The organism is Pantoea sp. Lu_F5_004 (assembly GCF_051136245.1).
Taxonomy (GTDB): domain Bacteria; phylum Pseudomonadota; class Gammaproteobacteria; order Enterobacterales; family Enterobacteriaceae; genus Pantoea; species Pantoea agglomerans.
Genome location: NZ_CP194948.1, coordinates 18,071 through 38,641 on the forward strand (window position 1 = coordinate 18,071; position 20,571 = coordinate 38,641).

Annotated in this window: 19 protein-coding genes; 8 read left to right on the forward strand and 11 right to left on the reverse strand. The window is 54.8% G+C overall.

All coding sequences use genetic code 11. From position 1 onward, the window contains the following. Nucleotides 1-3: 3 nt before the first annotated feature. Together ACR8BN_RS21890 and ACR8BN_RS21895 are read right to left on the reverse strand one after the other, a co-directional pair. A complete protein-coding gene (locus ACR8BN_RS21890) occupies nt 4-1,119 on the reverse strand; it encodes a metallophosphoesterase (protein ID WP_207092019.1) in 1,116 nt (371 codons plus the stop codon). 237 nt (nt 1,120-1,356) lie between these two features. Beyond that, complete coding sequence (locus ACR8BN_RS21895; protein ID WP_134161881.1) at nt 1,357-3,684, reverse strand: FdhF/YdeP family oxidoreductase; 2,328 nt, start codon at nt 3,682-3,684, stop codon at nt 1,357-1,359. A gap of 267 nt (nt 3,685-3,951) precedes the next feature. Between ACR8BN_RS21895 and ACR8BN_RS21900 the strand changes: the two genes are divergently transcribed. Next, nucleotides 3,952-4,485, forward strand: coding sequence for a cyclophilin-like fold protein (locus ACR8BN_RS21900; protein ID WP_434747833.1), 534 nt, complete (start codon nt 3,952-3,954; stop codon nt 4,483-4,485). A gap of 169 nt (nt 4,486-4,654) precedes the next feature. Here the strand turns inward: ACR8BN_RS21900 and yajD are convergent, their stop codons facing one another. Next, entirely contained in the window at nt 4,655-5,002 is a 348-nt protein-coding gene (yajD, locus tag ACR8BN_RS21905) for an HNH nuclease YajD (protein ID WP_003850685.1), read from the reverse strand. Between the two features lie 334 nt (nt 5,003-5,336). Next, nucleotides 5,337-5,504, reverse strand: a complete 168-nt coding sequence (locus ACR8BN_RS21910; protein WP_009093121.1) for a hypothetical protein — start codon at nt 5,502-5,504, stop codon at nt 5,337-5,339. A gap of 290 nt (nt 5,505-5,794) precedes the next feature. On the opposite strand from ACR8BN_RS21910, the gene ACR8BN_RS21915 reads away from it, so the two are divergent. After that, complete coding sequence (locus ACR8BN_RS21915) at nt 5,795-8,899, forward strand: efflux RND transporter permease subunit (protein WP_434747834.1); 3,105 nt, start codon at nt 5,795-5,797, stop codon at nt 8,897-8,899. A gap of 59 nt (nt 8,900-8,958) precedes the next feature. Here the strand turns inward: ACR8BN_RS21915 and ACR8BN_RS21920 are convergent, their stop codons facing one another. Together ACR8BN_RS21920 and ACR8BN_RS21925 are read right to left on the reverse strand one after the other, a co-directional pair. Beyond that, nucleotides 8,959-9,984: an alpha/beta hydrolase gene (locus ACR8BN_RS21920; RefSeq protein ID WP_311977946.1), complete on the reverse strand. Its 1,026-nt coding sequence runs from the start codon at nt 9,982-9,984 to the stop codon at nt 8,959-8,961. 68 nt (nt 9,985-10,052) lie between these two features. Next, nucleotides 10,053-11,177 (reverse strand): MFS transporter, encoded by a 1,125-nt coding sequence (locus ACR8BN_RS21925; protein ID WP_208443734.1) that lies wholly within the window; start codon nt 11,175-11,177, stop codon nt 10,053-10,055. A 202-nt stretch (nt 11,178-11,379) separates the two neighbouring features. On the opposite strand from ACR8BN_RS21925, the gene ACR8BN_RS21930 reads away from it, so the two are divergent. After that, nucleotides 11,380-12,276 carry a LysR family transcriptional regulator gene (locus ACR8BN_RS21930; protein ID WP_434747835.1) on the forward strand — a complete coding sequence of 299 codons (897 nt, stop codon included), beginning with the start codon at nt 11,380-11,382 and terminating at the stop codon, nt 12,274-12,276. Nucleotides 12,277-12,339: 63 nt separating this feature from the next. Here ACR8BN_RS21930 and ACR8BN_RS21935 read toward each other — a convergent pair whose 3' ends face one another. Further along, nucleotides 12,340-12,516: a general stress protein gene (locus ACR8BN_RS21935; protein ID WP_010257023.1), complete on the reverse strand. Its 177-nt coding sequence runs from the start codon at nt 12,514-12,516 to the stop codon at nt 12,340-12,342. 201 nt (nt 12,517-12,717) lie between these two features. Here ACR8BN_RS21935 and ACR8BN_RS21940 point away from each other — a divergent pair, with 201 nt between their 5' ends. After that, on the forward strand, nt 12,718-13,014 hold the full coding sequence (locus tag ACR8BN_RS21940) for a hypothetical protein (protein WP_033770131.1): 297 nt from the start codon (nt 12,718-12,720) through the stop codon (nt 13,012-13,014). Between the two features lie 44 nt (nt 13,015-13,058). Here ACR8BN_RS21940 and ACR8BN_RS21945 read toward each other — a convergent pair whose 3' ends face one another. Both ACR8BN_RS21945 and ACR8BN_RS21950 read right to left on the reverse strand, forming a co-directional pair. Beyond that, the gene (locus tag ACR8BN_RS21945; protein WP_010257030.1) at nt 13,059-13,346 is read right to left on the reverse strand and encodes a type II toxin-antitoxin system RelE family toxin; all 288 of its coding nucleotides are present in this window, start codon (nt 13,344-13,346) and stop codon (nt 13,059-13,061) included. Continuing rightward, nucleotides 13,346-13,585, reverse strand: a complete 240-nt coding sequence (locus tag ACR8BN_RS21950) for a type II toxin-antitoxin system RelB/DinJ family antitoxin (protein WP_010257033.1) — start codon at nt 13,583-13,585, stop codon at nt 13,346-13,348. The genes ACR8BN_RS21945 and ACR8BN_RS21950 overlap by 1 nt, the downstream gene beginning before the upstream one ends. Before the next feature lie 359 nt (nt 13,586-13,944). Here ACR8BN_RS21950 and ACR8BN_RS21955 point away from each other — a divergent pair, with 359 nt between their 5' ends. Continuing rightward, a complete protein-coding gene (locus ACR8BN_RS21955) occupies nt 13,945-15,918 on the forward strand; it encodes a methyl-accepting chemotaxis protein (protein ID WP_430019051.1) in 1,974 nt (657 codons plus the stop codon). Between the two features lie 104 nt (nt 15,919-16,022). After that, nucleotides 16,023-17,039, forward strand: a complete 1,017-nt coding sequence (gene ahr, locus ACR8BN_RS21960; protein WP_039387390.1) for an NADPH-dependent aldehyde reductase Ahr — start codon at nt 16,023-16,025, stop codon at nt 17,037-17,039. Nucleotides 17,040-17,088: 49 nt separating this feature from the next. Here ahr and ACR8BN_RS21965 read toward each other — a convergent pair whose 3' ends face one another. Next, entirely contained in the window at nt 17,089-17,757 is a 669-nt protein-coding gene (locus ACR8BN_RS21965) for a DUF2268 domain-containing putative Zn-dependent protease (RefSeq protein ID WP_434747836.1), read from the reverse strand. 350 nt (nt 17,758-18,107) lie between these two features. Here ACR8BN_RS21965 and ACR8BN_RS21970 point away from each other — a divergent pair, with 350 nt between their 5' ends. Together ACR8BN_RS21970 and ACR8BN_RS21975 are read left to right on the forward strand one after the other, a co-directional pair. After that, nucleotides 18,108-18,887, forward strand: coding sequence for an MBL fold metallo-hydrolase (locus tag ACR8BN_RS21970; RefSeq protein ID WP_434747837.1), 780 nt, complete (start codon nt 18,108-18,110; stop codon nt 18,885-18,887). Between the two features lie 73 nt (nt 18,888-18,960). After that, nucleotides 18,961-19,953, forward strand: a complete 993-nt coding sequence (locus ACR8BN_RS21975; RefSeq protein ID WP_083070606.1) for a GlxA family transcriptional regulator — start codon at nt 18,961-18,963, stop codon at nt 19,951-19,953. Nucleotides 19,954-20,044: 91 nt separating this feature from the next. Here the strand turns inward: ACR8BN_RS21975 and ACR8BN_RS21980 are convergent, their stop codons facing one another. Continuing rightward, nucleotides 20,045-20,446 carry an H-NS family histone-like protein gene (locus ACR8BN_RS21980; protein WP_430019053.1) on the reverse strand — a complete coding sequence of 134 codons (402 nt, stop codon included), beginning with the start codon at nt 20,444-20,446 and terminating at the stop codon, nt 20,045-20,047. Nucleotides 20,447-20,571 lie beyond the last annotated feature (125 nt).

Here is a 20,571-nt window from a genome sequence, read left to right on the forward strand (position 1 = left end):
CAACTACGGCTGGCGGCGAAGGGTAATCCGGGTGAGTTCTGAGGGACGACCCAGCCTCACCGCCATGCCTGGCCAGAGTGCAGTGCCGTTATTCACATAGAGCTGCATTCCGCCGACCTGATAAAGCCCGGAAACAAATCCGGCGTTGGGTTTAGCAAATAGCCTGTCCAGCCCGATAATCAGTCCGCCATGCGTATGTCCTGAGAGCTGCACATCCACGCCCTGCGCTGCGTTCTGGCGTGCATTGCGTGGCTGGTGATCCAGCAGGATTACCGGCGCGTTTTCAGGTGCCTGTTCCAGCGCGCGGGCCAGATCCGGGCCGACCGCGTTTCTGCCGGGTGCGGAGGCGTCCGGCAGGCCAGCCATCACCAGCTTTGCAGTTCCGCGCTGGATAACGGTATGGCTGTTGAGCAGAGGTTGCAGACCCAGTGAGGCCAGATGCGCCGTCCAGATTGCCTGATGGAAGAAATATTCATGATTGCCGGTGATAGCCCATACGCCGTCAGGCGCTGCCAGCCCGCGCAGCGGCGCAACGTCCTGTCGTCGATGCGCCAGACTGCCATCGATCACATCGCCCGTGACCACAATCAGATCGGCTTTGAGAGACATTGCCCGTTCAACCATTGCGGCGGTCCAGGCCGCATTAAACAACCGGGTGATATGCAGGTCGGTCAGCTGCAGCAGCTGATAGCCATCGAACTCAGCGGGCAGGTTGTGCAGCGCAAGGGTCACCTCTTTGACTGGCGGCACACGTATCGCCTGCTGAACGCCAAAGGCAGCCAGCCCCATCGCCAGCACAACGGCCAGATAGCGAACACCGGGAACCAGCTCCAGTGGATGATGCAACAGCAGGGCAAACAGCATGACCGCATCCATCAGCATCTGAAGCAGCGCCAGCAGCAGCACGGTGCTGTAGGCCCAGTTAAACAGAATGATGATAATGCGGGGCATTTCAGCGGAGAAGATCCCGCCCGAGGTAAAACGGCTCACCAGCAGATATTGTGAAGCCAGCAGCACCAGAGCGGAGAGCAGGATCTTTACAGCCAGTGGCAGGGACAAGGGAATAATGACGCGCGCAATAACATACCAGCTGGGTAAGCTGAAAATCAGGTGAAACATGGCAGTTTTCCGGTAGGGCGCTGAACATCTGCGCAGGCAAAAAAGAGTCGATCGTTTATAGAGCCGTTTTCAGGACTGTAGTGTATATGATGTTACCGTCAGGCTTGCTTCACGTCGGGTGCTTTACAGGCGGTAAAGCAGGCAGACAGGATCGATAAAACTTCAGGGCGCGACAATAAAAACAGCGTGACCGGAGCACCGGCCACGCTGGCAACATTCGCAAATTGAGACGCCTGACTAGCGTAAAACGCCTGAGGTCGTCCGGGTCTCGTCAGTTACACGTTTCATGGATATCGGAATACTTTTATAGGCGGGAATGCCGCTTTTGGTATCGTGGCTGTCGAGCGGAACCATCACATTGGCTTCGGGATAGTAAGCGCCGACCGAACCTGGGGCCATATCAATAATCACGATGGTCAGGTTTTTCATCTGGCGCGAGGTGGGATTGCCATCCGGGTCCAGCGCCATCAGATCGACACGATCACCTACCCGTAACTGTCGCTTCTCCGCCTCTTCTGCATTGATAAACAGCACATCGCGGCGGCCTGTCACGCCACGATAGCGGTCATTCAGCCCGTAAAGTGTGGTGTTGTACTGATCGTGACTGCGCAGGGTAGTGAGCACCAGATCATGGCACTTCAGTGACCGGGGATCTTCATTGATGCCCTGCATCACTTTAAACTGCGCACGGCCAGAGGGTGTGAGCCAGACGCGCTCTGAGGCGGCATTATGAAGCCGGAATCCGCCCGGATGCTTAATCCTCTCATTGAAGTTTTCAAACGCCGGGAACACCGCTTCAATGGCATCGCGGATGCGGCTGTAATCGGCTGCCATGGCCGACCAGTCAACCACGCTGTCCGGCAGCGTTGCCTTCGCCAGTGAGGCGACCAGCGCCGGTTCAGACTTAAGATGGGGTGAGGCGGGATCCAGCGAACCGCGTGAGGCATGCACCATCGACATTGAATCTTCCACGGTGACGCTCTGCGCGCCGGTTGCCTGAACATCGGTCTCTGTTCGGCCCAGCACCGGCAGCAGATAATTATGTTTACCCAGTAACAGGTGCGAGCGGTTCAGTTTGGTCGCCATATGCACCACCAGATCAAGATTGCGCATCGCCGGGAACGTGACTTGTGGATCGGAAATCGCTTCCGCCAGGTTGCCGCCCAGACAAAGCAACGCTTTGGCTTTGCCGTCGCGCATCGCCTTTATTGCCTCAACGGCGCCGTGACCATGCTTCTGCGGCGGGCGGAAACCAAACACCTTCTCCAGACTATCAAGCAGCGATTGCGGTGGAATCTCAGTAATGCCCACTGTGCGATCGCCCTGCACATTGGAGTGACCGCGTAACGGACAGATACCTGCACCCGGCTTGCCGATATTGCCGCGCATCAGCAGCAGGTTAGCGATTTGCTGCACGTTCTGAGTGCCGTACTGGTGCTGGGTAATGCCCATGCCATAACAGATGATGGTACGTTCAGCGCTGGCGTAGAGCCGGGCGATATGCTGGATCTCCTCACGGGCCATGCCCGAGACTTTCAGGATATGCTCCCAGTCCGTGCTCTCTAGGTCGGCTTTCAGGGCGTCAAAGCCTTCAGTGTGCTCAGTAATGAATGCTTCATCAATGACGCCGGGTTCGCCTTTGCTCTGCGCCTCCTCGTGCATAGTGAGCAGGATCTTCATCACCCCTTTCAGCATCGCTGCGTCACCGCCCACCCTGACCTTGTAGTAGGTCGACGCCAGCTCAGTGGAGCTCATTGACAGCATCTCAATCGGGCTCTGCGGCGAAGTAAAACGCTCCAGGCCACGTTCACGCAGCGGGTTGATCGCCACAATAGTGGCACCGCGTTTCGACACTTCCCGTAGCGTGCCCAGCATGCGCGGATGGTTGGTACCTGGGTTGTGGCCGATACAAAGGACCAGGTCGCAGTGATCAAAATCTTCCAGCTCTACCGTACCTTTGCCGACACCAATTGACTCCGGAAGCCCGACACTGGTCGGTTCATGGCACATGTTTGAACAGTCAGGGAAGTTATTGGTGCCATATTCGCGGGCGAAAAGTTGCCACAGAAACGCCGCTTCATTGGAGGCGCGTCCCGAGGTATAAAACTCGACGCTGTCCGGATCGTCGTAACTGCGCAGATGCTCTCCAATCTCCCGGAACGCCGTCTCCCATTCGATGGGCTGATAGGTATCCGTAGCGGCATCGTACTTCATCGGATGGGTCAGGCGGCCTTCGCCCTCCAGATGCAGTGCGCTGCGCTCCCACAGCTCAGTCACGGTATGAGCGGCAAAAAATTCCGGTGTGGTGCGTTTGCTGGTCGCTTCCCAAGAGACGGCTTTTGCGCCGTTTTCGCAGAACTCAAATGATGAGGCATGTTGCGGGTCGGGCCAGGCGCAGCCCGGACAGTCAAAGCCCTGCGGCTGGTTGACTTTAAACAGGGCGATCACATCCTGTTTCACAGACATCTGGCCGCGGATAGCATCGGCAACCGCCTTCAATGCGCCCCAGCCTCCGGCAGCGCCCCCATAAGGAGCGATGCCATTTGTGCGATTTTGCTCTTTCATAATGCTCCACATTGTCTCTGTTGTTATTAATTAAGCCTGGTACAGAAATAGTTGCAACAACGTGGAAACCGGCTGTTATTCAGGGAAAATATTTCTCAAAATGTTTCGACAGTCCGAAACGTAAGCCGCAAATCAGTTCAGCACATCAGATGAAGCGCAGCGCATCCAGGCTGTTGCAGAATAAGCGGTGCGTGAGTTCCGCTGACAGGGAGATGATGCAGGAAAAGGGTGAAGCATAAACCTTTACCATCAGGTAACGGCAGGTAAGTGAGCCAGTTTATTCAGGGCTGGACGGCGATCGCAGCAACGCACTCCATGTCTGAACAGATGCGCCATAATCCGGAGAGCAACCTTATGAAAAGAGCCTTACTTTTGCTGGTTTTACTTTCCACCTATAGTCTGATACCCGCTAAAGCCAGTGGCCCGGTTCGGGCAGGAGAGCTGCGTCCCATGAAGATTATTATGACGATCAACCATCAGTCGTATGAGATTGCGCTGGCGGATAACGCCACCGCGAAAGCATTTGTACAGCAACTCCCGCTGACCATGACGATGGCGGAGCTGAACGGCAATGAGAAGTTTGCAGACCTGCCTGCTGCTCTTAATAACGATCCGCACAAACCCGGCACGATCCAGCAGGGCGATGTGATGCTGTATGGCAATAAGACGCTGGTTCTTTTTTACGAGACATTCCAGACCTCCTATAGCTACACGCCAATAGGAAAGGTGCTGTCGACAGATAGCCTCAAAAAGAGTGTCGGTGAGGGGGGATTAACGTACGGTTCACCCGGCCATGAATGATATCAAAATCTGAAATAACCGGCTGGTAAAAGATTCATATCGCGCTGAGTCTGGCCAGGGTGGCATCTGGCACGACGGACTACACTGCGTTCTGGCCGCGGCCAGACGTTGTGATCATCTTCGGGAAGCGAGACTGTCAGGCCGGTCGGCCAGCCTGACAGTTCAGCCGTTACTTCTTCTTATTCAGCATCGACTTCAGGTCAGCAAAGGGATTGTAGGTAGCTTCACCGACATCTTTTTGTGCGTCCTCGCCAGCCACTACACGGGTGCCATACTGGTCAGCCTCGGTGTACTTTGAGTGCTCGTGGTCATGACAATAGAGACACAACAACTCCCAGTTACTGCCATCTTCCGGGTTGTTGGTGTGGTCGTGATCGATATGGTGAACCGTCAGTTCGCGCAGGTTTGAATAGACAAACTCGCGTGAGCAGCGTCCACACACCCACGGATAGATTTTAAGTGCTTTCTCACGGTAGCCGCTTTCCAGCCGCGTATAGTTTTTAGGGATCAAAGCCATTGCCGGGATAACCTGTTATGCAGAGAAAATTTCACGATAGTGATGCCAATATATCCCATAACGGAACAGAAGAAGAAATCATCGTGTTCCGCGGGACGGGAGGCTTTAAAATCCAGAGGGTTAGCTTAAAATCAGCGTAGCCGCCTTATATGATTTTTCCAGCACGTCTCGCAGTTCTGTATAACTGCCGGGCCTGTAAGAAGGCACAAAATCCTGTCGCTGTGATGAAATCTGAAAAATAATAAATCTCTACGATCCCGCTCGCGCTAACCCGATTAATCAGAAGGATAGTGCCCTAAACATCCCTGTTTACCGCTTTGCTTAAAAAATGACATTAAATGTAATGCATGACACCATAAACGGCCCAGAAAATGGCGTTGGCGCCCAGATAAGTCCAGCACCCCCAGTAGGCTATGGGTTCACGACGGGTGCGGAGTTTAGGCAGGAAGGCCAGTAAATAGAGGGCAGAGGCGATAAGCGAAACGAAGTAGAAAAATTTCATGGTTTTCTCCTGATCAATATCCTTTATTTGAGGATAGTCAGGGCTCACCATTTTGCTTAATGCATCATCAGATTCGTTATGGATCGGCTTTCTCTTTGATGCCCACATCGGATGTCAGCACAGTTAAATCCGCGATAAATCGAAAATGCAGCGTCACGGTACGATCCCTCAGCTTTAAGAAAAGAACACGTCAGGATGTTCAGCCTGAGGTTACACCCTATAATCAACGCTGTTTGTTAGCCTGCAGGAATGCAGGTTTTGCACCCGCCCAAAAGGAAGAGATCCCGCTGATGTTTTCTCGTTTTTTTATTTATCGTCCCGTTTTCGCATGGGTTGTTGCCATTTTAATCATGCTGCTTGGCGCGCTCTCTATTACCCTGTTGCCGGTTGAACAATATCCCGATGTTGCACCGCCTTCGGTGAATATCAGCGCAACGTACACCGGTGCTTCTGCGGAGACGCTGGAGAACAGCGTCACGCAGGTGATCGAGCAGCAGCTTACCGGGCTGGATAATCTGCTCTATTTTACCTCCAGCAGCAGTTCACAGGGGAATGTGTCGGTTACCGTCACCTTCAGTCAGGGCACCGATCCGGACACGGCTCAGGTGCAGGTGCAGAACAAGGTGCAGCAGGCGCTCTCCCGTCTGCCCAGCGAAGTGCAGCAGCTTGGTGTTACCGTGACCAAATCGCAGTCAAACTTCCTGCTGGTGATGGGGTTGTATGACACCACGGGCAAAAGTAACAGCACGGATATCGGTGACTGGCTGGTCAGTAATATGCAGGAGCCGCTGGCCAGGACCGAAGGGGTAGGTGACATCCAGGTGTTCGGCGGTCAGTACGCGATGCGCATCTGGCTCGATCCCTTCAAACTCAACTCCTTTGCGTTGCAGCCCTCCGATGTGTCGGCGGCAATACGCTCGCAGAACATTCAGGTTTCAGCCGGTAAAATCGGCGGCCTGCCATCGCCTGATAATCAGCAGCTCACCGCCACGGTCAGAGCGCAGTCGCGACTGCAGACGCCAGAGCAGTTCCGAAACATCATCGTCAAAAGCGACAAAAGCGGTGCCATCGTACGCGTGGGTGATGTGGCGCGGGTGGAGCTGGGCGGCGAATCCTATGACATGACCACCCGACTCAACGGGCATCCTGCGGCGGGTGTCGGTGTGATGCTGGCGCCGGGCGCAAATGCGCTGGCCACCGCGACGCTGGTGAAAAACAAAGTTGAAGAGTATCGCCACTCAATGCCGGAAGGTTATGAGGTGGCTTATGCGCTCGACAGCACTGACTTCATCAAAATCTCCGTTGAGGATGTGGTGATCACCCTGATCGAAGCGATTGCGCTGGTAGTGGTGGTGATGTACCTGTTCCTGCAGAATATCCGTGCGACGCTGATCCCGGCGCTGGCGGTGCCGGTGGTACTGCTCGGCACCTTTGGCGTACTGGCGCTGTGCGGCTACACCATCAATACCCTGACGCTGTTTGCTATGGTGCTGGCCATCGGGCTGCTGGTGGATGATGCCATCGTGGTCGTCGAAAACGTCGAACGCATTATGCATGACGAAGGTCTGCCGGCGCGTGAGGCAACGGAAAAGTCGATGAAAGAGATCTCCGGCGCGCTGGTGGCTATCGCGCTCGTGCTCTCCGCGGTATTTCTGCCCATGGCCTTTTTCGCCGGGTCGACCGGTGTGATTTACCGGCAGTTCTCCATCACCATCATCGCCGCCATGACCTTCTCCGTGGTGGTGGCACTGACCCTGACGCCTGCACTGTGTGGCATGTTGCTGCGGCCGACCTCACCCCATCGTAAAGGCTTCTTTGGCGGTTTTAACCGCTTTTATGCCGCTACCGAGCGTCAGTATCGTCACAAAGTGGTGAGCACTCTGCGCCGTCCGCTGATCATGGTGTCGCTTTATGCGGCAATGGGCGTGGTACTGTTTGTGATGTTTACCCGCTTGCCGGGCAGCTTCCTGCCGACTGAAGATCAGGGCAGCATCATGCTTCAGGCAACATTGCCAGCGGGTGCCACGGCCAGCCGCACTGAGGCAGTCAATCAGCAGATTGTTGACTGGTTCCTGACCGAAGAGAAACAGAATATTGATGTGGTCTTCACCATCAACGGTTTTAACTTCAGCGGTGCTGCGCAGAATGCCGGTATGGCGTTTATTAAGCTTAAGAACTGGGATCAGCGACCGGGTAGTGAAAACTCTGCCGAAGCGATTGCCGGGCGCGCCACCTACGCGCTGGCGTCGATTCGGGATGCGCAGATCTTTGCGCTGACGCCGCCGTCGGTGCCGGGTCTGGGACAGAACAACGGTTTTACCTATGAGCTGCTGGCCAGTGGTGGCACCACGCGTGAGCAACTGGGCAACCTGCGCGATCAGCTCTTACAAAGCGCAGCGCAAAGCCCGGAACTGCTTGGCGTGCGGGCCAATATCCTGCCGCAAACGCCGCAGTTGCAGGTCGATATTGATACCAGCAAAGCGGTGGCACTGGGACTGCAGCTGGATGACGTGACCGATACGCTGACCAGCGCCTGGGGCGGTGCCTATATCAATGACTTCATCGACCGGGGGCGGGTAAAGCGGGTCTATGTGCAGGGCGACGGTCAGTATCGTTCATCACCTTCGGATCTGGATAAATGGTACATCCGTAACAGTGAAGGCACCATGACGCCATTCTCGGCGTTTGCCTCGACCCGATGGACCATGGGACCCGAAAGCCTTAACCGCTACAACGGCTCTGCCTCCTACGAAATTCAGGGGCAGAACGCCGAAGGGTTCAGCTCCGGCGATGCTATGAACACCATTGAGCGACTGGCCAATGAACTCCCGGCAGGGACCACGGGGGCATGGAGCGGACTTTCGCTGCAGGAGAAGCAGGCGGGCGGGCAGTCAACCACGCTGTATGCGATCTCGATTCTGGTGGTGTTCCTCTGTCTTGCTGCGCTGTATGAGAGCTGGTCGGTGCCTTTCTCCGTGCTGTTAGCGGTGCCGCTCGGCGTACTGGGTACCGTGCTGGCGGTGGTACTGCGTGGATTAAGCAATGATATCTATTTCCAGGTGGCGTTGCTGACCACGGTCGGACTCACCTCCAAAAACGCGATACTGATCATCGAATTTGCGGAGGATGCGGTTCGTCGGGGAAGTTCGCTGAGTGCGGCTGCGTTGCAGGCAGCGCGAACCCGTCTGCGGCCGATTATGATGACGTCGCTGGCCTTTATCGCCGGGGTGATCCCGCTGGCGGTGGCGACGGGTGCTGGTGCTAACAGCCGCATCGCCATCGGCACCGGTATCATCGGCGGTACGCTGGCAGGCACGGTACTGGCGCTGTTCTTTGTTCCGCTCTTCTTTGTGCTGGTGAAGCACTACCTGACCCGCCATCGCAAAGGCCAATAACGCAGAAAGCCCGTCTGCAGGCGGCTGCAGACGGGCTGGGATCAATGATCAGCGGAAGATTACAAATGCTGTTTAAAGAAGGCGGTCAGCTTCGCAAACGGGATCAGGTCAGTGCGATCATAAAGGTCCACATGGCCTGCATCAGGCACGATATAGAGCTCTTTTGGCTGTGCCGCACGCTGGAACGCATCTTCGCTGAACTCGCGTGAATGCGCTTTATCACCCGTGATGAAGAGCATCGGGCGCGGTGAGATAGTCTCAATGTCATTAAACGGATAGAAGTTCATGAATTTCACGTTGCTGGTGAGCGTCGGGTGCGTGGTCAGCGCAGCTGAACTGTTTTTCGGGGTGAACTCACCGCGAGGCGTCCGGTAAAAATCATAGAACTCTTTGGCTATCGGAGGCGAATCAGCATCGATTTTATGTGGTGTACCACTGGTGTACTCAGTTTTACCCCCGGTGAACTCTACATAGCGTTGCTGTGCCGCCGCTTCAATGATTTGCTTGCGCTGCGCCAGTGTCTGGCTTTTATTCAGCGCATTACGGTTGGCTGACCCCATGTCATACATGCTGACGGTAGCAATGGCTTTCATGCGGGGATCAATCTTTGCTGCGCTGATGACGAAACTGCCACTGCCACAGATGCCCAGCACACCAATCCTGTCGCGATCGACAAATTGGCGGGTACCCAGGTAATCCACGGCGGCGCTGAAGTCTTCGGCATAGATATCCGGAGAGACCGCGTTGCGCGGCTGGCCTTCACTTTCGCCCCAGAATGAAAGATCAATTGCCAGGGTAACAAATCCCTGCTCAGCCATTTTCTGCGCATACAGGCTGGCGCTCTGCTCTTTGACTGCGCCCATCGGATGACCTACCACAATCGCCGGAAGGCGCGCCGTTTTACCGGCCTCTTTTGGTCTGTACAGCGTGCCGGTCACGCCCATCTGATACTGGTTTTTAAAGGTGACTTTCTCGCGGGTGACTTTCTCGCTTTGATAAAAGTTATCGGCGCCGCGTGACATATCGGCAGCGCTGGCCGCAAATGAACTGAGCAACAGTCCAAACATCAGGGTTAATGCTCTCATAAGAAGATCCTTATCGGGGTTGACGACATCAGGGCAACGGGTTGCCCGGTTAAACAACGCATCTGCTATCAGGCAGCGCTTTCCTTACGGGCGGTGATCATCGCCAGTCCGGCGGCAGTGACCAGTAATGTGGCGCTGATGGCAAAGGTGGTCTGCCAGCCTGCATGGTCAAAGGCCAGGCCACCCAGCGTCGACCCCAAAGCAATCGACAGCTGTACGATGGCCACCATTAATCCGCCACCGGTCTCGGCATTATCCGGAAAGGTTCTGGCGATCCAGGCCCACCATCCGGTTGGTGCCGCTGTTGCCACCAGTCCCCAGATGCCAAGCAGTGGCGCCACCAGCCACAGGTGATGACCGAACACCATGAGCAGCACCGCAACCAGCGCCATAATCAACGGGATGATCATCAGGGTCAGATAGAATCCGCGCTGCAAAACAGCGCCGATAATCAGCGTGCCGATAAAGCCGGCGACGCCAATAGTCAGCAGCACCAGCGACAGCGTAGAAACGTCAACCTGCGTCACGGTTTCCAGAAACGGGCGGAGATAGGTGAACAGGGTGAACTGGCCCATAAAGAGCAGGCCGCAGGCGGTCAGACCCACCGTAACCAGCGGCGAACGCAGCAGCTGCAGGATTTTTCCGCTGCGCTGCCGGGCCGAATCGACTGGCATCGATGGCAGCGTTAACGCCTGCCAGAGCAGTGCGATCAAGGCTACCGGCACCAGGCTGAAAAAAGCCCCGCGCCAGCCGATGACAGAACCGAGATAGCTGCCCAGCGGTGCAGCGATAACCGTCGCCAGCGCATTGCCGCCGTTGAAAATGGCCAGCGCGCGCGGCACCTGCCCGGTGGGGACCAGCCGGATAGCGACCGCCGCTGACATCGACCAGAAACCGCCAATCACCACGCCAATCAATGCCCGGCCAGTCATGTAAGTCAGATAGTTGGGTGCCATCGCCACCATCAATCCGGATAGTGCCATTACCAGCGTGAGCGCCAGCAACAGGATTTTGCGGTCGAGATTCCCTGCGATGCGGGTTATTGAGAGGCTGGTGATCACTGCCAGTGCGCCGGAGATAGCGATGCCCTGTCCGACCAGACCTTCGCTGACCGCTAGGTCTTGTGATAACGGCGATAACAGGCTGACCGGCATGAATTCAGAGGCGATAAGCGCGAATACACACAGCGTCATTGCCCAGACGCCACCCCAGTGCGCGTCTTTATGCCGGGGGGAACAGTCAGTAGTTTCCGTGGAAGTCATGTTGTGTCCTGTTTCATTGTTTGCGGTGCTGATGAACTCAGGAAATTTTACTGTTTCGCTTTATATTGACTAGCTAATGAATCCTTAATGGGGTTATAACCAGAACTTATAAATCTATCGGCGGGAGTGCAGTATGAAGCGCAACATGAATGACCTGCAGGCTTTTATTACCGTGGCGCGTGAGGGCAGCTTTACCCGCGCGGCAGCGCTGCTGGGCGTGACGCAGCCTGCATTGAGTCAGACCATTACCGCGCTGGAAAACCGGATGGAGATTCGGCTGCTTACCCGCACGACCCGTAACGTCTCACCGACCGCGGCGGGTGAACGGTTAATCCAGGCGATTGGCAATCGGTTCGATGAAATTGAGGCGGAACTGGATATGCTGACCGCGATGCGGGACAAGCCAGCCGGCACGGTACGGATCACCTGCGGGCCGCATATTCTGAGCTCACTCCTGATGCCAAAGCTGACGCCATTGCTGGCGGCTTATCCTGATATCCGGCTTGAGTTCGATGCTAATCATGGCTTACGCAATATCGTGGCCGATCGATTTGATGCAGGGGTCAGGATGGGAGACACCATTGATAAAGACATGGTGGCGATGCCGATAAGCCCGCAATTACGGATGGCTGCGGTGGCCACGCCCGACTACTTTCGTCGTCATGCTGCGCCGCAGGTTCCGCAGGATTTGCTGCATCACAACTGCATTAACATGCGGCAGGCGACAGCGGGTGGGTTGTACGTCTGGGAGTTTGACGGTGAAGAGGGACCGTTAAATGTGCGGGTAGATGGACAACTGACGTTCAACACTTCGGCACACATTGCAGAAGCGGCTCTCGCAGGGCTGGGGATCGCTTTCCTGCCTGAGCAGGAAGTCGCAGAAGGGCTGGAGCAGGGCACCTTGATCCGCGTGCTGGAGCGCTGGTGCGAGCCGTTTCCCGGCTATTACCTCTACTATCCCAGCCGCAAGCAACATTCACCCGCTTTTATCCTGGTCAGAGAGGCATTAAGGCTAAAAGAGGGGGCATGATGAAACTTATTGGAATAGATGCCATTCCATGGCGTAATACGTCCTAAAGCGCTTTATTCAGAATTACTTAGAAGGACGGCGACTAATTTTGCCTCCTTTCCGACCGGCTTCCCTGGCTTTTTCAGGATCGTTTTTGAAATTGCCCCCACTGGCCTTGCCTCCTGCACTGCCAGCTTCACTCGCCCGTTCTGGATCGTTGGCAAAATTGCCGGCACCACCTCTGTATTTCTGTTGTGTCATAGGAAGACCTCATATCAATGTTCCATTAGATAAAAAGGACTAGCTAGTCACATCTGCAAGCATAGTCGTCCGCTTCGTTTATGCAAATGCACATACTTAATTGATTGATAATAGTGATGTTAATTTTTCGAAGGGGGATAGTGTCGGCAGGGCCGTAGGTGATGAACTACGCTTACAGACCTGACGAAAAAGGAGAGTGCTATGAGTAATGCGACCTTAATCGACACGCTTGAGCTGGGCTCTGACGAGCAGAAGCAGAAATATGAGATTTACGGCGATGATGCACAGACGCCCACTTTTGCTGTCATCTACCGGCAGCAGGGCGATAGCTGGCAGCAGCTGGATGAGAAAATCACGTTCGCCGCGCAGGATGAACAGCAGGAAGCGAGGGGATCAATGGGCTACGGTTCCGGCGACACGCTGCCTGATTTACGCGACCTGCCTGCCGAAGCTCGGGAGCGCTGCGAACAGCACTGGAACCAGCAGAGTGACAGGTAAACAGGAATAGCGCCGCTTTGTTTGTTAGCGGTGAAGTCGCCTGTTTAAGAGAGACGCCTGGAAGCGGCAGAATAAACCTCTGAGCGCTCTCTTTTCCCGACAGCCACCACAAAAACCACCACCCGGTCATCAATAACCTGGTATACAAGTCGATAACCGGATGACTTTAGCTTGATCTTATAGCAGTCAGGTATCCCGCTGAGTTTGTTCGCCTCAATTCTGGGTGACTCAAGACACTCAGCCAGCTTCTTTTTAAGCTGTTCACGTACTGTCGGGCCCAGCTTGCGCCACTCTTTCAGTGCCCTCTGATCGAACTCCAGTTGCCAGGTCATTAAAGGTCATCCAGTGTGACCCGGACAGGCTCAGGGTTTCGCAGGCGTTCTTTAACTATGTCTACTAACGCCGCATCTTCGTCACTGAGTAACGTTTGCTTAAAGGGAAGACGTTCATTATCTGCAATATATTCAAGCATCAGGCGCAGCGCATCAGAAGGAGTCACACCCATTTTTTCGAGCGCAGCATAGGATCGTGTCTTCAGGTCATCATCGATTCGAATGTTAATTGTGCCCATAGCGAGTTCCTTTGTATTTACACTTGACATTACAATTGTCGCACTGATGAGTCTGTATCGCAAACAGTAAACATCAGTCACCCGCACAGCCTTATATCTTCCCGGTAAAATCACGCTAAAGCTTATTTTATGCTACGAAAATATAACATCTTCATCCATTAAACCAACTGCAGCAATCGTTAAAGGTTTTCCCGCTACTGGCGATAACCAACAGGCGTTGAGTGCGCCGATCATTGATGAACCCGGCACTCCGCGACGAGTTCTGAACGCGAACGGACCTGCTTTTAGCCCTCCTTTTATACACACCAGAAAGCGCTAATTTAAGCGCAAATTACTCAAATAAAAGCGAAAATAATAATATGTCGATCATTAAGACGATCAAAAGACACCTGCCTGTTGCCCGTCTTAGGCGTAGCAGTCAGCCTGCCAATGGCACCTACGATTGTCGTGCGTTGCCAGATTCACTGGCCTCCGTGGGTTTAAGCTCGCGGGCGGGCGGCATCCTGATGACCTTCGTTCCGCCTGAAGCCGATTTTCAGCGGGTCAGTCAGGCCTGGCAGCGCTTCAACTCCGCCGACCTGACGGTGTTGACGCTCTCTTCCAACGGCGCGCTGAGCAGCAGCAGATCGCAAAGCACCTACTGTGATGGCAATGGTCCGGAGGGAAGCTACCTCTGGCTGCCGGACACACTGATCGCACGCCATGAGACGCATATTGTTGATCTGCATGTCGCCGACACCCAGACCGCCAGCCAGCGCATCACCGCCATCCAGCAGGAGCTGGCGCGCTTGCAGGTGCGGATGCCGCTCTCTGCCGATCGTACTTTCGCCATGATTTACTGTGATGGATTGTCGGCATCTGAAGGCTTTCTGATGCAGGCCTGGTATAACAGCGGGCGCTTTCCCTGCCTGGCGATTGGCGGTTCGGCCGGGGGTAAAATCACCTTTGATGGCACCTGGATTGGTACAGGTGGCAGGGTGTTGCAGGGCAAGGCGGTGATTGTGTTCTGCCAGATGGCGCCAGGAAAATCATTTGCTCCTTTTAAAAGCCAGAACTTCACGCCACGCGATAAGAGCTGGCTGATTGCTGAAGCCGATCCGATTGCGCGCACTGTGACGTCAGTGTTTAACCGCCAGGGGCAGCAGCAGCCGTTTGTTGCGGCGCTGTGTGAACATCTTAACTGCAACGAAGCGCAACTGAGCGAACGGCTAAAGGGACTCACTTTCGGCGTTAAAGTTGGCGGCGAGTTCTTTATTCGCTCGATCGCCAAAATTGAATCGGGCGGCGTACACTTTTTCTGCGATCTTGAGTTTGGCGATCGGCTGTTCCTGATGGAGGAGAAAGACTTTAAACAGACGACGCAGCAGGAGTGGCAGGCTTTTACCGCTCAGCATGGCAAACCCGCGGCGATCCTGATGAACGACTGTATCCTGCGTCGCGTCGGCAATGCCGATAAGCTGCATAATGCCCACTTCTTCAAAGGCATTGCCGCCGCCGGTTTTTCCAGCTTCGGCGAAATCCTGGGCGTGCCCATCAATCAAACGCTCTCTGCGCTGGTGTTCTTTAATCATGACGTCAAAGCGATGAGCCAGTTCCCGGTAGAGTACGCCGGCTACGCGGCACACTACGCGCAGCGAGCGTTGCGCCGCTGGGAAGCGCTTAACAGCGTTCAGACGCGGGTTCTGGATCGGGTTATCACTTATCAGCAGGCGCTGACGCCGCTGATGGAGGCGCTGCCGGTGCTGGAAACAGCTACTCAGAGCCAGGGAGAAACCCTGAGCCTGGCAGAGAGCAGTATCCGTAACATCAGTAACATCGCCACCGAGAGCCAGCAGGCTCAGGGGCGGCTGGATGATGGTCTGGACGATCTGGAGAAAATTTCCAACGGCATCAATGAGATTACGCATGGCATCAGCAATATTGCTTTCCAGACCAATATCCTGGCGCTGAATGCCGCAGTAGAAGCGGCTCGTGCAGGCGAGGCTGGGCGGGGATTTGCTGTGGTCGCGGGCGAAGTTCGTCGTCTGGCGCACTCCTCCAAAGAGCAGGCCGAAGCCACGGCCAGTAACATCGGTGAGGCAGTCAGCACCATCTCACGTATCCGGCTGGTGGCCAGTGATTCGGCGCAGACCGCCGCCCAGATGGCAGAGCGCAGTATCAGTGCAGCCGATACCCTGGCGGCCATGAATCAACAGACGCGACATGAGCGCGCTGACATTGCTAAGCATCTCGGCAGCCTGCGTGAACTGACGCAGGGGATGGATGCGATGCAGGAAGCCGTCGCGCAGCTCAAGGTGTTACAAACTCTTTCCGGTGCGCAGGTTAAGGGCTGATTTATCAGCATAAAAGATAAAAAAGTGCGGTGTAAGCGTAACGACCAGGCAGGGCGGGCTTTCAGTTGTTACACTTGTCGGTGATTAACCACGCAGAGGTATGAATGAAAATTAAAAGTTATGCAGCCATGCAGGCTGGCCAGGCCCTTGAACTCTATGAGTACGATGCCGCCGAACTGGCAGCCGAAGAAGTCGAAGTCCAGGTCGAATATTGTGGTGTCTGCCACTCAGATCTGTCGATGATCGACAACGAGTGGGGCATCTCTCAGTTCCCGGTGATTGCAGGACATGAAGTGATTGGCCGGGTTTCAGCCCTGGGCGAAGCGGCTAAGAATAAAGGTCTTTCAGTCGGCCAGCGTGTAGGAATCGGCTGGACAGCAAAAAGCTGTCAGCACTGCGATGCCTGTATTAACGGCGAGCAGGTTAACTGTCAGCAGGGCAGCATCCCGACCATCATGAACAAAGGTGGTTTTGCCGAGAAGCTGCGTGCTGACTGGCAATGGGTTATTCCGCTGCCGGAAAAACTGGATGTGGCGAGCGCCGGTCCGCTGCTGTGTGGCGGTATCACCGTGTTTAAACCGCTGCTGATGAGCAACATCACGGCGACCAGCCGTGTGGGTGTGATTGGTATCGGCGGACTGGGCCATATCGCAATCAAGATCCTGCACGCGATGGGTGCCGAAGTGGTGGCATTCAGCTCAACGCCGGATAAGAAGCAGTCAATCCTGGATATGGGCGCGGATGAAGTGGTTAACAGCCGTGATCCTGAAGCCCTGAAAAAGCAGGCAGGCCGTTTTGACCTGATCCTGAGTACTGTGGCGGTCGACCTGGACTGGAAACCTTATTTCGCTGCGCTGGCACCTCAGGGTAAATTCCACACCGTGGGTGCCGTGCTGAAGCCGATTGAAGTGAGTGCTTTTGATCTGATCCTGGGCGACAAAGCGGTGACCGGTTCATCAACCGGCTCACCAGGCCAGCTGCGTTCGCTGCTGCGACTCGCCTCGCGTGCGGATATTGCGCCACAGGTTGAGTTCTTCCCGATGTCTGACATCAATAAAGCGCTGGATCACGTCCGCGCCGGTAAAGCCAATTACCGTGTGGTTCTGAAAGCCGATTTCTGATGCGAATCTGAAATAACATGCCGCAGCCTGCTGCGGCATTTTTTTAACCTCAATTTGTCAGCAAGCCCTTAGCCAGCCCCGTGGCAATCACCTCATCGGCTGTCACGCTGAACCATTTCTCTGTAGCGCATTCCGCGTTATCACGGCGCCATGCGGCGACCATCTGGTAGCCCAGCGTATAGCCATACCATCGGCGAAAGTCACCCGTGCCGAAGAACCAGGCAGAATGATCATAATGAGGGCTTTGCAGCGTGGTCAGCGGCACTGGATTAGCCTGCAATTCGCTTAGCTCTATGGCTCGTTCCCACGGCTCTGCTGCCGTTTTAAGCAGCCAGCAGACGAACTGACCCGCCAGACCTTCGCTGACCAGCGCTTCACCCAGCGTCCAGCCATATCCCGGTCCGCGCATTCGCAAACAGTGATGGACTTCATGCACGATCTGCCGCACCAGCGTGCCATTTTCCAGCATCCCGGGCAGATTCGGATTTGCCGGGTCAATGGCCAGGCCGAACAGGGTGGGACTATAAGTCCGGCCTGCAAAACCGGTTTCAGGAATGACTGCCTCCGGCATGCACTGAACCAGAATATCCAGAGGAGGGACACGCGTCACGGAGGAGAGGTGCTCGCAGGCGAGCTCAGCGGCCCTGACTATTGACGATTTATAAGGCCCGACATCACCCGATGCCTCCAGCCAGTGCAATTTCCATAAGTCGTTCACAGACTCTCCTGTCAAAGGTTAATAATCAGAACACAGGTCCGGGACCCGCCAGGGCTACTAATATTTTAACCGGCAATGCTTTTAACAGACATCGTCAGAGAGCGTTATCGTTGTCGGTAAAGAGTTAAAAGCAACTTCCGGAACTCCTGCCATTCCTGAACATTCCGGGCTGTCTCGTCGCGACGCCAGCACCGATAAATACCCTGCCACAAGAAAATAGTGCAGTTTGGCCCGATTTCATCGAACACTGTCCTCTGAGCCTGTCACGCGCAGGTAAACAGTGCCGTAAAGTGACCTCATGGTAGCCAGTAAGCCTGGCTGATTTCACTGAGACTGTTCAAGGAGCCAAAATGAAGCTGACCCAGATTCGTAATGCCACCCTGCTACTGGACTATGCAGGCAAAAAATTCCTGATCGATCCGATGCTGGCCGAAAAAGAGGCCTGGCCCGGGTTTGCCGGAAATGCCCGTCCGCATCTTAGAAATCCGATGGTTGAGCTGCCTGTCCCGGTCGCTGCACTGCTGGCAGTCGATGCGGTTATTATCACTCACACGCATATGGATCACTGGGATGAGGCTGCGCAGCAGTTAGTGCCGAAGACGATGGTGATCTACAGCCAGAACGAAACAGATGCAGCGCTGATTCGTTCGCAGGGTTTTGAAAATGTTCGCGTGCTGCAGGATGAGAATCCGTTTGTTGATGGCCTGACAATCTATAAAACCGACGGTCAGCATGGCAGCAATGCCTTATATGCAGACAAAGTGATGGGCGATATTCTGGGTGACGCCTGTGGCCTGGTATTTACCCATCCGGCAGAAAAAAACCTCTACATTGCTGGCGATACCGTATGGGTTAAGCCCTATGTCAGAGCGCTGCAACGTTTTCAGCCGCAGGTAGTGGTAATGAATATCGGCAATGCAACCAACGATCTCTATGGCCCGATTATCATGGGAAAAGAGGATACCCAGCGTACGCTGAATATTCTGCCTGAGGCAACGCTGGTTGCCTCACACATGGAGGCGATCAACCACTGTTTACTGACGCGCGCTGAGCTACGTGCCTGGACTACCGAACAGGGCATTGCTGACCAGGTGCTGATCCCGGAAGATGGTGAAACAATGACGTTCTGAGCGTCGTGGCACTAAACCGGCACAATTGTGCTGGAGATCTCAACACTACGCTGTCACACAGTAAGGGGAGAAGATGGCTGCTCTGAGAGTCGCGGTACTGGCAACGGCCGGTTTTAGTCCGTTTCATTTTTCAGTTCCCTGTATTCTGTTCGGCTCTGCCCTGCCGCAGCCGGATCTGTTTCATGTCGATATCTGCGCACTGAAACCAGGCCCGGTCATTTCAGAGATGGGATTGTCAATTACGGTGGAACAGGGTCTTGACCCGCTTGATCAGGCGGAGATTATTATCGTGCCCTACTGGCACAATCCGGCTGAAAAACCCGCGCAGGCGCTGCTTGATAAGCTGGTGGCAGCCTGGCAGCGCGGCGCAGAGGTCGTCGGACTATGTCTGGGCACTTATGTACTGGCTTATGCAGGTTTGCTCGATCAGCATCGTGCTGCCACTCACTGGGAATTTGAGCGTGACTTCAGCGAGCGCTTTCCGCAGGTTCACCTCGACAGTAATGCTCTTTATACCCGTGACAATCGTCTGATCACCTCTGCCGGCACCGCGGCGGGCATCGACTGCTGTCTGGATATCATCCGTCACCACTATGGCAGCGCCATGGCTAATCGGGTAGCCAGACGCATGGTGGTGCCGCCTTACCGTGAAGGCGGTCAGGCGCAGTTCATTGAGCGGCCGGTTCCGGAAACAACGCGTGACAGTAAGATCAACGCGTTGCTGGCGTCCCTGCGACAGAATCTGGATCAGCCGCAGGATCTTGACTCACTTTCGCGGACGCTCAGCATGAGCAGGCGAACGCTGACGCGTCATTTTCATAAGGCGACAGGCATGTCCCTGGGAGAGTGGCTGACAGCAGAGCGTCTGCAACGCAGCCAGCTATTACTCGAAACCACCGGCATCAGCATTGAATGTGTGGCAGAAAAGGCGGGTTTTGATTCGCCCGTGTCATTTCGTCAGCGTTTTAAATCCCGGTTTGGCGTCTCTCCCAGCGAGTGGCGCCGGACGTTTCGGGGGCCGCATCCGGTGATGAGTGATGAGGCATTACGACAGGATGATGAGTGACCCGGCGCGGATGAATATCTGCGCCTGTGGCTTTGCCTGCCGGAATATTCCCGCGTAATGGCGGTCACTATTCCGGCAGAAATAAATGTGACTACAGCAGGAAATCATCCAACGGCTGGCCGTTTTCAATGGCCGCCTTAATTACGGAAGGCGTTCGGCCCTGACCCGTCCAGTAACGGACCTGACCATTTTCGTCATTGTAACGGTATTTCGCCGGACGCTTTGCGCGTTTCTTTTTGCTGGTTACCGAGGGAGATGCGCCATTTACCAGCTCCGCCGGGTTAATCCCTTCTTCCATTAACAGCTCATGGTAGAACGCCAGTTTTTCTGCTTTCTCACGGGCTTCCGCTACCCGCGCGTTTTCCTCTTCACGACGTTCATTCACCACGGTCTCTAATTTCTGGCGTAACTCTTCCAGCATATCTAAAGCCATATTGCGCGCCTCTGCACGAAGCGTGCGGATATTGTTCAGGCTGCTCAGGTTTTTACTCATAACAAATCCTCAAATACTCAACTTAATCAATAAAGTGCAAATTATTCAGCTGGCAAGGGTAACATTTACCCATGTGATATTTGAAGCGCTAGTGTAGCCACATTCGCTATTAATCCACTATTAAT

Excerpts from the sequence above, each read along its gene's own strand:
- ACR8BN_RS21890 (WP_207092019.1), bottom strand. The coding sequence starts at position 1,119 with ATGTTTCACCTGATTTTCAGCTTACCCAGCTGGTATGTTATTGCGCGC.
- ACR8BN_RS21895 (WP_134161881.1), bottom strand. The coding sequence starts at position 3,684 with ATGAAAGAGCAAAATCGCACAAATGGCATCGCTCCTTATGGGGGCGCT.
- yajD (WP_003850685.1), bottom strand. The coding sequence starts at position 5,002 with ATGGCTTTGATCCCTAAAAACTATACGCGGCTGGAAAGCGGCTACCGT.
- ACR8BN_RS21910 (WP_009093121.1), bottom strand. The coding sequence starts at position 5,504 with ATGAAATTTTTCTACTTCGTTTCGCTTATCGCCTCTGCCCTCTATTTA.
- ACR8BN_RS21915 (WP_434747834.1), top strand. The coding sequence starts at position 5,795 with ATGTTTTCTCGTTTTTTTATTTATCGTCCCGTTTTCGCATGGGTTGTT.
- ACR8BN_RS21920 (WP_311977946.1), bottom strand. The coding sequence starts at position 9,984 with ATGAGAGCATTAACCCTGATGTTTGGACTGTTGCTCAGTTCATTTGCG.
- ACR8BN_RS21925 (WP_208443734.1), bottom strand. The coding sequence starts at position 11,177 with ATGACGCTGTGTGTATTCGCGCTTATCGCCTCTGAATTCATGCCGGTC.
- ACR8BN_RS21930 (WP_434747835.1), top strand. The coding sequence starts at position 11,380 with ATGAAGCGCAACATGAATGACCTGCAGGCTTTTATTACCGTGGCGCGT.
- ACR8BN_RS21935 (WP_010257023.1), bottom strand. The coding sequence starts at position 12,516 with ATGACACAACAGAAATACAGAGGTGGTGCCGGCAATTTTGCCAACGAT.
- ACR8BN_RS21940 (WP_033770131.1), top strand. The coding sequence starts at position 12,718 with ATGAGTAATGCGACCTTAATCGACACGCTTGAGCTGGGCTCTGACGAG.
- ACR8BN_RS21945 (WP_010257030.1), bottom strand. The coding sequence starts at position 13,346 with ATGACCTGGCAACTGGAGTTCGATCAGAGGGCACTGAAAGAGTGGCGC.
- ACR8BN_RS21950 (WP_010257033.1), bottom strand. The coding sequence starts at position 13,585 with ATGGGCACAATTAACATTCGAATCGATGATGACCTGAAGACACGATCC.
- ACR8BN_RS21955 (WP_430019051.1), top strand. The coding sequence starts at position 13,945 with ATGTCGATCATTAAGACGATCAAAAGACACCTGCCTGTTGCCCGTCTT.
- ahr (WP_039387390.1), top strand. The coding sequence starts at position 16,023 with ATGAAAATTAAAAGTTATGCAGCCATGCAGGCTGGCCAGGCCCTTGAA.
- ACR8BN_RS21970 (WP_434747837.1), top strand. The coding sequence starts at position 18,108 with ATGAAGCTGACCCAGATTCGTAATGCCACCCTGCTACTGGACTATGCA.
- ACR8BN_RS21975 (WP_083070606.1), top strand. The coding sequence starts at position 18,961 with ATGGCTGCTCTGAGAGTCGCGGTACTGGCAACGGCCGGTTTTAGTCCG.
- ACR8BN_RS21980 (WP_430019053.1), bottom strand. The coding sequence starts at position 20,446 with ATGAGTAAAAACCTGAGCAGCCTGAACAATATCCGCACGCTTCGTGCA.